The sequence below is a fragment of the Photobacterium sagamiensis genome (genome assembly GCF_050337085.1).
Taxonomy (GTDB): domain Bacteria; phylum Pseudomonadota; class Gammaproteobacteria; order Enterobacterales; family Vibrionaceae; genus Photobacterium; species Photobacterium sagamiensis.
On record NZ_JAKJSP010000042.1, the window covers coordinates 1 to 12,558 of the forward strand.

The 12,558-nt window shown below is 43.5% G+C and carries 11 protein-coding genes; 7 read left to right on the top strand and 4 right to left on the bottom strand.

Annotation, left to right across the window (positions count from 1 at the left end; all coding sequences use genetic code 11):
• The 4 genes from L4D76_RS19370 to L4D76_RS19385 form a co-directional block, all read left to right on the top strand.
• The coding region (locus L4D76_RS19370; RefSeq protein ID WP_489686029.1) for an SEL1-like repeat protein at positions 1 to 745 on the top strand (745 nt) is incomplete at its 5' end.
• Positions 746 to 819: 74 nt separating this feature from the next.
• Complete coding sequence (locus L4D76_RS19375; protein ID WP_428442532.1) at positions 820 to 1,104, top strand: hypothetical protein; 285 nt, start codon at positions 820 to 822, stop codon at positions 1,102 to 1,104.
• 421 nt (positions 1,105 to 1,525) lie between these two features.
• Positions 1,526 to 2,077, top strand: a complete 552-nt coding sequence (locus L4D76_RS19380) for an OmpA family protein (protein ID WP_428442533.1) — start codon at positions 1,526 to 1,528, stop codon at positions 2,075 to 2,077.
• Between the two features lie 324 nt (positions 2,078 to 2,401).
• Positions 2,402 to 3,766, top strand: a complete 1,365-nt coding sequence (locus tag L4D76_RS19385; RefSeq protein WP_428442534.1) for a cytochrome-c peroxidase — start codon at positions 2,402 to 2,404, stop codon at positions 3,764 to 3,766.
• Positions 3,767 to 3,830: 64 nt separating this feature from the next.
• On the opposite strand, the gene moeB is transcribed toward L4D76_RS19385, so the two are convergent.
• Together moeB and moeA are read right to left on the bottom strand one after the other, a co-directional pair.
• Entirely contained in the window at positions 3,831 to 4,577 is a 747-nt protein-coding gene (moeB, locus tag L4D76_RS19390) for a molybdopterin-synthase adenylyltransferase MoeB (RefSeq protein WP_428442535.1), read from the bottom strand.
• 143 nt (positions 4,578 to 4,720) lie between these two features.
• Positions 4,721 to 5,956: a molybdopterin molybdotransferase MoeA gene (gene moeA, locus L4D76_RS19395; protein ID WP_428442536.1), complete on the bottom strand. Its 1,236-nt coding sequence runs from the start codon at positions 5,954 to 5,956 to the stop codon at positions 4,721 to 4,723.
• 215 nt (positions 5,957 to 6,171) lie between these two features.
• Between moeA and folE the strand changes: the two genes are divergently transcribed.
• Both folE and L4D76_RS19405 read left to right on the top strand, forming a co-directional pair.
• The gene (gene folE, locus L4D76_RS19400) at positions 6,172 to 6,825 is read left to right on the top strand and encodes a GTP cyclohydrolase I FolE (RefSeq protein WP_428442537.1); all 654 of its coding nucleotides are present in this window, start codon (positions 6,172 to 6,174) and stop codon (positions 6,823 to 6,825) included.
• 82 nt (positions 6,826 to 6,907) lie between these two features.
• Positions 6,908 to 7,831, top strand: a complete 924-nt coding sequence (locus L4D76_RS19405) for a LysR family transcriptional regulator (protein WP_428442538.1) — start codon at positions 6,908 to 6,910, stop codon at positions 7,829 to 7,831.
• 20 nt (positions 7,832 to 7,851) lie between these two features.
• On the opposite strand, the gene L4D76_RS19410 is transcribed toward L4D76_RS19405, so the two are convergent.
• Together L4D76_RS19410 and L4D76_RS19415 are read right to left on the bottom strand one after the other, a co-directional pair.
• On the bottom strand, positions 7,852 to 8,766 hold the full coding sequence (locus L4D76_RS19410; protein WP_428442576.1) for a YjjW family glycine radical enzyme activase: 915 nt from the start codon (positions 8,764 to 8,766) through the stop codon (positions 7,852 to 7,854).
• Between the two features lie 9 nt (positions 8,767 to 8,775).
• Positions 8,776 to 10,305 (bottom strand): YjjI family glycine radical enzyme, encoded by a 1,530-nt coding sequence (locus L4D76_RS19415; protein WP_428442539.1) that lies wholly within the window; start codon positions 10,303 to 10,305, stop codon positions 8,776 to 8,778.
• Between the two features lie 466 nt (positions 10,306 to 10,771).
• Here L4D76_RS19415 and L4D76_RS19420 point away from each other — a divergent pair, with 466 nt between their 5' ends.
• Complete coding sequence (locus L4D76_RS19420; RefSeq protein WP_428442540.1) at positions 10,772 to 12,538, top strand: L,D-transpeptidase family protein; 1,767 nt, start codon at positions 10,772 to 10,774, stop codon at positions 12,536 to 12,538.
• Positions 12,539 to 12,558 lie beyond the last annotated feature (20 nt).

Genomic DNA, 12,558 nt, shown 5'->3' on the forward strand with positions numbered 1-12,558 from the left:
TCCGGATGCAATGTACTGGCTGGGTCGTTCATTAGAATTTCAGGATTTTCAAAAGGGTTTAACCGCCGGAGAATGGTTCTATAAATCAGCTGAGTTAGGTAACCCATGGGCGATGACCTCACTTAGGGATAAAACGAATTGTGAATTCTTTGGTTGGCCGTGTAAAAGAACAAACTGGAGTGAAAAGCGATTAGAGATCTGGCGTGACATGACAGCAAAAGGTGATGGACGCGCTGAATATTATTTATCACATTATGATTTAGGATGGAGAGGATATATTCCATTTGTTAGAAAAAAAGAGAAAATTCGTAGAATGGTTAGAGCATTAGATATGGGGGAAGGTTATGCTGCAATAACATTAAATGAAATTGTACTCGGAAATTATGGTTATGATACCGCACCAAAACAATTAAGAGAGGAAAGTGCTAAGTATTTATTAATTGCGGCAAATAACGGCTATGCCCCTGCCATGAGTGATCTTACAAGTTATGCTGATATTATTGGCTATAAAGAAACAAAAGAATGGTTATATAAAGCACTTAATCTTGGTTATCCTGCTGCAGCGTTTTTATTAATGATTAATTACGATGAGGGACGATATGGGAGCACAAAAGATAAAGAAAAAGCGTATTATTACACAAGGATTTTAACAGCGTTTGGTGGGAGGTATTCAAATAGCTCTTATATCTCTAGAGACGGTGGTTACATTCAAGATTATTTATCAATAGAAAAAAAATTGAATTAGATAAAAAAGCAGAAGAATGGCTATCTACTCATACAGTAAATCACTTTTACAACGAAGTTAATTTGTTTTAAGCCATGATGAAAGCCTTCTTAACACAACTAACACATGCCATATTGATCAATGTAGTTCTCTGCAGCTACAGCCATGCCAGTTTCGAACAAGGTATGGAATATGTTCAGCAAGCCCGTTGGTATGATGCTGAGCAAGAATTTAGGCCAGAAGCAGAAGCGGGAAATGCGCATGCAATTTACTGGCTGGGGCGTTCATTAGAATTTCAAGATTTCCAAAAGGGGCTAACAGCTGGGGAGTGGTTTTATAAATCGGCTGAACTAGGTAACCCATGGATGATGGCTCGCTAAGTGATCAAGCAATTGTGGTTTTGGATGATCTTTCTTTAATAAAATAAGAGTCGAAATGATTGTAAACGGTCTGTGTAAATTACAGGTAATACATTTTCCTATAAATTGAAATACAAATTAAATATATTGATAATGAAAGTGGGGTAGGTGGTTTGTATATATCACGGCTGTTTTTGACGGTAGATTTCCATATCTATTTGTGACTTAATTTCCAGTGGTATTTCTTGGTCTAGATGGAAAGAATAATAATAACAATATTGACATTAAAAACATACTGATGAACATATCCAAGCAAATCAATGTAAATCTTGTTTTACTTGAAATATACTTGTGAAGTCACTCTATTATAATAATTTTCACCGTGTAATTAACCAGTCGGTTTGATAGCCTTTCATATAGAAGCTTGGATGGGAATATATTCATGGATAAAGTAAAAATCGCAATTTTGGTGTTATTGTCAACATTGCTAGTTGGTTGTCAATCTACCGGTAGTGAAGCGGCAAAGCAAAAAGCCATTAAGAATGATATTGAGTCTTTTGTAAGTTATAACTTCAAACAAGCTCAGAAATTAATTCCATCTAAAATTGGTACGGTTATAAGAGATGGCGATGAGGTCATCATTGTCTTTAATGGTGATAAAAGTTTCGACGGTAATAGTGCTTATATACGTAGTGATAGTCACGATGCACTAGAAAAGCTTTCTTCTTTACTAGCTGATAGCCCTAAATCTAAAGTATTTATTGCAGGCCATACTGATAGTGTTGGTAGTAAGGTCTACAACAAGGATCTGTCGGCTAAACGTGCGAAATCTGTATTGAAGTTCTTTGTTTTAAGAGGGGTTGATCCTGATCGTATCGAAACACAGGGTTTTGGTGAGATAAGCCCTATTGCGAGCAATAAGCTGGCTTCGGGGCGAAAACAAAATCGTCGCATTGATGTTCGAATTACACCTTGGGTTGAAAAATTCGAATAAGAATCATTCCTTATACCTGCCTGTAAAAGAAGGGAAGCATGATGCTTCCTTTTTTGTCTTATCTTCTATCATATTTACATTTATTGAAGAAAGCATAATGTCAACAATTATCACTTTTGAAAATATCTGTCCTTTGAATGATTATGATGTATTAAACGTAAGAGTGTCACTTTTTCCTTCATGATTCTGTTTTATTTATAACTAAAATTGAGAGCATCGGTGATTTTCTTGTTTGTTTGTATTTATTTGTTCATAGAAAGGGAATAAAGGAGACAACTGATGAGAAGCAGTGTGTTGACTATAAGCATAATAATAAGTGGCCTTTTGGTAAGTTCAACAGCATCGGCCGTAGAAGGAGCCGATAATAATAATAATTTCGGTCTAGTGCCTCTAACCGATGCAGATTTTCGTAGTCATACTGAGGCACAGGTTGAATTGGGGAAAAACCTATTTTTTGACAAAATTTTAAGCGGTAATGAAAATATCTCCTGTGGCACCTGCCATCATACCTTGACCAATACCGCCGACGGCTTGTCTTTGGCAATTGGTGAAGGAGCCAGCGGTTTGGGGGTTAATCGTGATACCGGTGAGGGTCTTGATGCTGTTCATCAGCGAGTTCCACACAATGCCCCGGCAATCTTTAACTTAGGTGCAGATGCATTTAAAGTTTTGTTTAATGACGGCCGTATATTTGAAGACGTCGGTCACCTCAGTGGATTTACGTCGCCTGCAGGAGATTTTTTACCAGAAGGCTTAGAAAACGTCCTGGCCGCGCAAGCCATGTTCCCCGTAGCCAACGCCACCGAAATGGCTGGACAAGACGGTGAAAATCCCGTAGCAACTGCCGTAGCAGCTGCCCCCGGTGGCGAAGACTTTAGACTTGCCTGGGATCTGCTTGCCGAGCGGTTGCAAGGTATTCCTGAATATGTGGATATGTTTAAGGTCGCCTTTCCTGATGAAATCAGGTATGCCAACGAAATCACCTTTGTTCATGCTGCAAAGGCCATTGCTGCCTTTGAAGGAACAGCCTGGCGTGCTGATAATAGTCCGTTCGACCGTTATCTACGGGGTGAAAAACAAGCGATGAGCAAAAATGCCCAAAAGGGGATGGATCTATTTTACAAACAAAAGAAACAAGGTAGTCAAAATCAAACGTGCGCGAACTGTCACAGCGGGATCCTTCAAACCGATCATGCTTTTCATGCCATCGCAATGCCTCAGATAGGCCCTGGTAAGGGAGATGGTTTTGAGGGTCGTGAAGACTTTGGTCATAAACGAGTGAGTGGTGATGAAGCTGATCTGTATAAATTCCGTACGCCGTCCCTGCGCAATATTGTACTGACTGCACCTTATGGTCATACTGGCGCCTACAATACGCTGCGCGCAGCTGTTGAACATCATGTCGATGCGATCAACGCCTTACATGACTACGACCAAAGCCAGGCTGTTTTGCCATCAGGCGTTAATTTTGATGGCGATAATTTGGATGACTTTGATTTTGTAGTTATGGACTCGGACACTTACAGAGGGTATATCGCTGATGCCAGTGAAATACAGAGCCTCAACTACAGTCGCCAGGATATTGACCGAATTATGGATTTCCTGCATGCGTTAACGGATCCGGCCAGTCTCGATTTGCGATCTCATACACCTAAGCGCTTACCCAGTGGTTTGCCTTTAGCAGACTAATACCAAGCGGAAAAAAGAAAGGAAGCATAATGCTTCCTTTTTTTAGCTACAGCGTTTGAGAGCTTTAACCACACACAGGGCAAGTTGGCTGTTTGGTGAGTTTCATTTCACGCCAGCTCATCGACATTGCGTCCAGCATCAGGATTTTCCCTGTTAGCGGGGTCCCCATATTTGCGACGACTTTAATGGCTTCCATCGCCTGTACGGCACCTATGATGCCAACAACAGGAGACATAATCCCTGCTTCAACACAGCTCAGGGTTTGCTGGCCGAACAGGGCGCTTAAACACTGGTAGCAAGGCTCATCGTCTTTATACGTGTAAACGCTGATCTGCCCTTCCATACGGATAGCGGCACCCGAAATCAGCGGTGTTTTTGTCTGATGACATAAACGGTTGAGCTGATTACGGGTATCAACATTATCGCTGCAATCAAGCACAATGGAGTGCTGTTCGATTAACGGTAAAAGCTCGTCATCACTTAAGCGCTTGGCGATAGTGTCAACTTGGGTGTAGGGGTTAATCGTGGTTAATGCCTGTCTGGCAGATTCCACTTTTAACTGGCCAATGGTGCTGTCATTATGCAGCACCTGACGTTGCAGGTTTGAAACTTCCACTTTGTCGTCATCGATCAGAGTGAGTTTTCCTACCCCTGCTGCCGCCAGGTATTGGGTTGATGCACAACCTAAACCACCAGCCCCTAAAATGAGCATAGATGCTGCTTTCAGCGCTTCCTGACCATCAAAATCAAACTGACGAAGAATGATCTGGCGGTTATAACGAAGCATTTCTTCATCAGAAAGTTCTACCACAATGCGGTCCTGTTCAATATAGTTTCGAGTTTCGAGTTTCGAGTTTCGAGTTTCGAGTTTCGAGTTTCGAGTTTCGAGTACCGAGTATCGAGTATCGAGAACCTAGACTCTAGCACCTAGATCCTCTCCACTCTCCACTCACATTAGTACATCGTGTGATTGAAAAACTCGATAGTGACGTCTTCACCCGGCATAATTCGCCCGCGTTCTTGTTCAAGAACCACGAAGCAGTTGGCTTGGTGCATCGAACTGAATGCGCCAGAACCCTGATTTCCTGTGGTTGCCACTTCAAGCTGGCCTTCAGCGTTGATCTGGTAAATACTGCGTTGGAAGTCGGTACGCCCCGGACGCTTTTTAAAGACGGTTGTTGCTTTTGCTTTCATGCGTTGCGGTGGTTGATACTGAGAATGACCAGACAGCTGAGCCAGCATTGGTTGCACCAGTTGATACAGCGTCAGCATGGCGGATACCGGGTTGCCTGGCAGACCGCAAAACCAGGTGTTTTCGATAGTGCCGAAGGCAAATGGTTTACCCGGCTTCATCGCGATTTTCCAGAATCCAATCTCACCCTGCTCATCAAGAATGTCTTTGGTGTAGTCTGCTTCACCGACACTCACACCACCAGAAGTGATCATCACATCTGCTTCGTTCGTTGCCTTGGCGAAGGCCTCACGCAGTTTTTCCGGGCAATCTGGGATAATGCCCAGATCGATAACATCACAGCCAAACTTTTCAAGCAGTGCACGAATACCGTACCGGTTGCTGTCATAGATCTGGCCAGCTTCTAATGGTTCACCGACCGGACGCAGTTCATCACCGGTTGAGAAAAATGCAGCCTTAGGGCGTGCAATCACGTTGATCGTTGCAACACCTAATGAGGCCAGTAGCGGCATTTCACGTGCTGTAATACGAGTGCCTTTAACTATTACTACATCACCAAGGTGAACATCATCACCAATCGGGCGGACATTATCATCAGCGGGTGGCTTGATCAGAAAGCGAATTTGGTCGTCGTTGGCTTCTGTTTCTTCTTGCATGACAACTGCATCAGCGCCTTCGGGCATCTGTGCGCCGGTCATAATGCGAATGCACTGACCTTCAGACCATTCGCCGTCAAAAGGAATGCCTGCAAATGATTTTCCAGCAAGAACAAGCGTGTCGGTAGTGTTCAGATCCTGAGAGCGAATCGCATAACCGTCCATTGCTGAATTAGCAAAGGGTGGCACATTAATTGGTGAGAGAATATCTTCTGCGATGACACGTCCCATCGCGTCGGAAAGGGAAACAGCAGAGACTGCTTCCAAAGGCTTAACATCGGCCAAAATTTTGTTCAAAGCCGTTTCAACAGGCATTAGGCCTGGAGCGTCACAACATCCCATATTGGTGTCCGTCGTTAGTTATAAGTTATAGGCTTAGTAAAGGTTTATTATGACAAAAAAAACGTGTTTGAACTATTCACTTATCATTATGTGATGTAATTGTTTTTATTTGCAGGTATCCTTCGGTCAGATTTATCACTGGCGTAGTGATTTCAGATAGACATTATGAATGGGCACGTTTTTGCATTTAAGCCCAGGCCAGTTGGAGGCGAAGAATGACGGCATTAAGCGAATCTGCATTAAAGGTGCGTGCAGCACTTGAAGCTCGCGGACTTGAAACACCAATGACTGACAAAGCTGTGAGTCGCGAAGAGAAAAAAGAAAAGATCGAATATCATGTGCGTGAGATCTTAGAGCTGCTTTCGTTAGACTTAACGGATGATAGCCTGATGGAAACACCTCACCGTGTTGCAAAAATGTATGTGGATGAAGTGTTCTCCGGATTAGATTACGCAAACTTTCCGAAAATCACAGTGATCGAAAATAAGATGAACTGCGATGAAATGGTGCGAGTGAAAGATATTACGCTTACCAGTACCTGTGAGCACCATTTGGTGACGATAGATGGTAAGGCGACTGTCGCTTATATTCCGCGTGGCAAGATCATAGGTCTGTCAAAGATCAACCGCATAGTGCGCTTCTTTGGCCAGCGTCCTCAGGTGCAGGAACGTATGACACAACAGATTTTAGTTGCGCTGCAAACATTGCTGGAAAGCGATGATGTTGCGATCACCATTGATGCGACGCATTATTGTGTAAAAGCACGCGGTGTGATGGATGCAACCAGTGTGACGACAACAACGGCACTGAGCGGTATCTTTAAAAGAAACCCCGCGACACGTGCTGAATTTCTTCATGGCATCCGGTAATTTTATACAAGTAAAAATGAAGCCGCGACTTGTTCGCGGCTTTTTTTTGTTTTTCTGAACGCAGATTATGGAGTACGGTTTAATGGATCTGATCAAGCTTTCCCGGATCAGTATGAAGCACTTGATAACGCTTCATGTCATGTTAGATACCTTGAGTGTCACGGCCAGTGCCGAACGATTATGCCTGAGCCCGTCATCTGTAAGTAAGACCTTGAGTCAGCTGCGGGAAAATTTGAATGACGAGCTGTTCTATCGTCACGGGAACAAGTTAGTCGCTACTCCGCTTGCGCGGCGACTGGGCCCGACAGTACACCAGATGATTAATGACATGAACCAAATCATGACGCAGGAGGCTTTTGAACCGTCTCGCTATGAAGGTCGTTTTTCACTGGCTATGCGTGAAAGTACCTTTGAATTACTGGCGGCTAAGCTAAGTGCTCAGGTGCTCGCGCAGGCGCCTAATATCCGATTAGATATCTGGTCGAAAGATAGCTTAGGGTTTGATGGGGTATCTAAAGGTCAGCTTGATTTTATTATGTTGCCTCATGACAGAAGTCAGCCACCGAGCTCTCATAATAACTTGGTATGGGAGACCTTAATTCATGATGAAATGGTCTGTCTGATGAATCCGTCTCATCCTTTAGCCGATAAGAACTTAACCATTGAAGATTACCTGCGCTATGGTCATATCGGGATCATGGATAGCGATCTGAATGTTCCTTTCTTTGAATTACAACTTGCCCAACAGCATCAAAAGCGCAAAACTATCATTACCGTTCCTGATTTCGGTGGTGCAGCACTGATGTGCCACCACAGTGATCTACTCTTTACCTGCTCGAAACGCTGGGCACAAATCGCTTTTCAGGCTAAGGGATTGATCACCAAACCGTTACCCTTTAATTACGGGGATGTGGCCTATAGCTTAGTCTGGCATCAGCCAAGTATGAATGATCCCGCACACCGATGGTTGTATGAGCAGATAAAGCAATGTTGTAAAGACGCATAACCTGAATTTTGATTCTGTTATTAAACATAAACCGCAGGCAACACTAAGTTTCTCACCCCGCGAGAGGTTAGCCCGATTGCCAGCTGGTCAATATCTTCTTCCAGACAGACAGCCCATTCGCGAGCTTCACGTGTAACCCCGTGATGCTGAAAAGCATTGAGCTTAATTCGGGTATCGGTTGGCAGTGTGTTCAGGTAGGCTGCTAGCTCGTCGATTTCTGCATCAAAATCCGTTATTCCGGGAATGTGAAGCAAACGCACTTCATACAATTTTTGGTGTCTGGCTAATAGTTCAATAGATTGAAATACACGATGATGATTGCGACCGGTCAGCCATAAATGAGTTTCCTGTTGCCAGGCTTTCAGATCGATCATCGCGCCATCAATGACGGGAAGCAGTTTCTGCCAGCCATTGCTGCTAAGGCTGCCATTGGTATCGACCATGCACGTTAAATGCTGCAAATCGGGCGCTGATTTAATCGCTTCAAACAATGCAATAATGAACTTAAGCTGTAGGGTTGCTTCTCCACCCGTAACGGTAATACCCGTAATAAACAGACTATTTTTTCGGATCACTGCCAGCATCTCTGCAACCGAATATTGCTGGGTTTTCGGGGTTGATTGTTGCGGGCAAACCGCTAAACACTGATCGCAGTGGCTACAGAGTGAAGCGTCCCAGCGTACTCGGGTTGTGCCTTTTTGTTTCTGTAGATCTTGCCCGTCCTGATCTTGTTCATAGAGCGATAACGCCTGAGTAGGACATTGCGAAACACAGTCGCCGCAATCATTACAGTGCCCAATCGTATGGGGATTGTGGCAATTCTTACAGTCGAAGTTGCACCCTTGCAGGAAGATAACGAGCCTGTTGCCAGGCCCGTCAACGCAAGAGAAAGTCAGAATTTTACTGACCGTCGCTTTATTTACAGTCACTTTTATTACTCTGCTTTATTTAACATAGCAAGGGGATTGTTCATGACTGGCGACTCTTGGTTTGCGATTTAAGATCCCGGTCTTTTCAGCCGCTTCTGCGCCTAATCCTGTGGTATTGGTACGAGAACCTTGTTCTTTAAAGATCGCAATATCTGATAACTTAATCATGTAACCCGTCACACGCACTAAATCATTGGAACCAACATTCGCAGTGAATTCTCGGAAGCCAAGATTGAGTGCCCCTTTGCACAGCTGATACATTGCTTCAGGGTTCGACTTAACGGTTTCATCAATGGTCAGGATCTCACTGATGCCTGATGTGTAGTATTGATGGTGCTCAGCCAATGCCTGAATGTGAGAAACCGGATCCGGCTCTGTACCATAGGGAATACGTACGCCCGGAGTCACGCCTTCATCAAGACTAATACCGCCCTGAGAGTGAAGCAACGCCCGATCACGGTAGCCGTAAGTCACTGGCGTTGATTTCACAATAGTATCCAAGGCTGCTGAGATTTGATGGCCTAACTGGTTTGCTGTTTCGTCATGACCGTATTTGCCGTTGCGGTCAGATTTTTCCATCAGAATGTTCACGGCTTCGGCCATCCCATAAATGCCGAACATTGGTGCAAAACGGTTCTGGTCAATTAAGCCTTCTTTGACCAGATAGCTATCAAAGAAGTGGGATTCTTCATGGAGGAACTTCGCACGGGCTTCAATCAGTTCATACATGATTTGACAGTAATGAGGCAGGGTTTCGGCAAAGAAGCTATCGCTGTTTTCTGCTTGCAGTGCGACCTCTTTTAAATTCATTCGAACCAAGGTATTGGCACCGCCCGCCAGTGGTAATGAGTTATAACAGCTGACAATACCGAAGCCTTTATTGTCGAAAGCGTTGGCATGAATAGGGTAGTTAGCGATATGTGGCTTACTGCATTCACAGATATTGCTGGCTGCGACACGCAATAGACTATCTGGTGTGAGTGTCGGATCGTACATAAAGGTCAGGTTTGGCGCGATTTGTTTTAGCTCGGCATCGACTTTGAGAATGGTACGACAGATGATGTTATCGCTTGGGCCGATGTTCACATGCATAAAGGCATCGGGCAGGGTCCGGTCAAGCATGATCCAGAATAGCTTGATTTTACGATAAATTGCCGCTTCATCCAGATCATCAATATAAGGAATTAAGAGCTCATCAAGTTGACCCAGATATACGGGGATGTTGGTCACTGAAGGCACATGATGATAAATAATGGTTAATGCGTTTAGCGCTTCATCAAAATTCGTCGCTGGTGGTAATTCCAGATACTCCGAACCTTGTTGAAGAAATTTGGCGTAGTCAGGCAGAACATAGCGTGGTTTGAATGGGGCATTGCCCTCAAACATATCGCAGATGATACCTGCCGTCATAGCGGTTTTTACCCTTTCAGAGACGGGTAGGTAAGGTAAGCTTGCATCAGCTTCTAACGCGAGATAATTTGATTTTTGCTTAGGGGAAAGCGTCGGATCAGTGACGATCTGTTTAAATTTAGCCGGCAAAGTCATAGTACAAAATCCACGTAGTTATTATGGTTATAAGTTACCGTCTACTTTAGCTTTCCAAAAGTGAAAAACAGAGAATCATTAATTTGCCAAATGGAAATTCGCAGTTCCCGTTCACACTTTTTTTTCCAGCAACAATAAAAAAATAATCACTTTTTTGTGCTAATTGGTAATGCCTGCATTTGAATAAATTTGGCTGTTATTTAAGTTTGTTTTATTGATGAAAATCAATCGGTTTGTCAAATTATTGACGCTTATTTCTCAGAGGAAAAGAGTGAGTCTGGAATACTAATACTAAAAAAATAACCTATTTGAGCTGTATGAATAGCGATTTTTTGTCTAAATATATAATGAGTAAACAAAAATATCAGGGCTTTTCGAACCATGAAAATCGTTTCTGACGGCGTTAATTATCATGGATTGAAGTCAAATATTTATTCATTTTCCACAGATAAGGATCGCGTTGACGATGTTTGATCATAAGCGTGTTTTTCCTCAACGGTACGGCCAATGTTTAGCGTTGTCTTTATTGCTGTCCGGTGGAGCCTCAGCTGGCGAAAATTTCATTACGGATAAATATGTGGTTGCTGTTGAAATTTCCCCTGCAGAAGAAAGTGTCGCTGAAATAAATGCTGCTATAAAGATCCCATTAGTCAAAAATATCGCAGCGGTTAGAAGCTCCCTGAGTTGGTCCTACCTGGATGATGTTGCCGTTAACAGCAGTAGACAACTGTGCCCGTCAACAGGATCGAAAGTGTGCTTTTCTCAGCTATCAGAACAAGCGTATGCGGCTAATAATTTTTATCCACTCTGGCATGAAGAAGCGTTAAGAAAAGAGCTTGAGTTGCAACTCAAATCCGTTGCTGACACTGAAATGGTACCCGGTTTAACGGAACGTCTGTCTGAATTACGAACCTTGGCATTATTTATAGATCAGCGGGCTTATGATCTGCTCGCGACGGATAGCTATTACGTTTATCAATCTTATCTGACGCAGATCAAGCAAGATCGCAGTGCGTTATTCAGAACAGAGCCATTAACTCTATCTAATCAATCTGATGTGATGTTAAGTCAGCTCTCGTTGCCGTTGACTCTGACAAAATTACAGTCATTACGACCGCGAAATACAAAGTTTGAATTTGCAATGAATATCGTGGAAAAGATGCAGCAACTGCCATCGCATCCGTTATCTTCTTTTCACTTACAGGGAGTGATTCATCAAGGTGAGATAATAACGGCAGGTCAGGCGTTAATTCGCGTTTTTTATGATCAAGGTGATCTGGTGCCGTTAGATTTCGAACTGCTTTCGCAGAGCGGCGTCATTAATAATTCCGGTGTTGTATTTGACAGTATCAAGGGTTTTCAGAGACGTCATGGGCTCGTTGTCGATGGGATTATAGGGCCTGAAACGGCAATGCGATTAACCATGCCATATGATGAAATCGCCCGCCGCATCGCACTTAACTTACAACGCAGTCGCGTTACAAATCACATCGAAAATACCCCGCATATCTGGGTGAATATTCCTGATTATATGCTCAGAATATTCGATGGCAGTGAGGTGGTTTTTGAGTCAAAAGTGATTGTCGGGCGCTCAACCCGCCCAACGAACCTTTTTTCATCATCAATTAATACCATGGTTGTCAATCCGAGCTGGAATGTGCCATTAACGATCAAACGAAAGGATATTGTCCCGAATGTAAAACGTTCCCGTGACTACCTTGTTAAACATAACATGCAGATTTTGAAAAGCTGGCGTGATCGTACGAAAATTCCGGTCGATCAAATTGACTGGCAATCGGTGAATCCAAAAACATTTCCCTATGAATTCCAGCAAGGGCCAGGTCCGAATAACGCCTTAGGTAAAGTGAAGTTTCTGATGCCGAACGACTATTCTATTTTTTTGCATGATACGCCCACACGGGGATTATTCCGCAAAACGAAGCGTAACTTTAGTTCGGGCTGCGTCCGAGTTGAAAAAGCAGACGATTTGGCGAACTTTATTATCGACTTCCAGCGGCGGAGTAATATTGCGCCTTATAGTGCCATGGTGAGTAGCAATAGTTCAGATACGGTATATCTATCGCAGCGGCTAGGGGTTGATTTCATTTATCTGACAGCCTGGATAGATGAGAACAATGCCCTGCAGATGCGTGAAGATATTTACGGTTACGATAGCCCTAGAGCAGAGCCTGTTGAATCGAAGTATATTTCGATGAAGAATTTCCGTCACTGAGTGTAATACACTATACCCAA

Bases quoted from the DNA above. Each gene is read 5' to 3' on its own strand.
- L4D76_RS19375 (WP_428442532.1), top strand. From the start codon at position 820: ATGATGAAAGCCTTCTTAACACAACTAACACATGCCATATTGATCAAT.
- L4D76_RS19380 (WP_428442533.1), top strand. From the start codon at position 1,526: ATGGATAAAGTAAAAATCGCAATTTTGGTGTTATTGTCAACATTGCTA.
- moeA (WP_428442536.1), bottom strand. From the start codon at position 5,956: ATGGGATGTTGTGACGCTCCAGGCCTAATGCCTGTTGAAACGGCTTTG.
- folE (WP_428442537.1), top strand. From the start codon at position 6,172: ATGACGGCATTAAGCGAATCTGCATTAAAGGTGCGTGCAGCACTTGAA.
- L4D76_RS19405 (WP_428442538.1), top strand. From the start codon at position 6,908: ATGGATCTGATCAAGCTTTCCCGGATCAGTATGAAGCACTTGATAACG.
- L4D76_RS19415 (WP_428442539.1), bottom strand. From the start codon at position 10,305: ATGACTTTGCCGGCTAAATTTAAACAGATCGTCACTGATCCGACGCTT.
- L4D76_RS19420 (WP_428442540.1), top strand. From the start codon at position 10,772: ATGTTTGATCATAAGCGTGTTTTTCCTCAACGGTACGGCCAATGTTTA.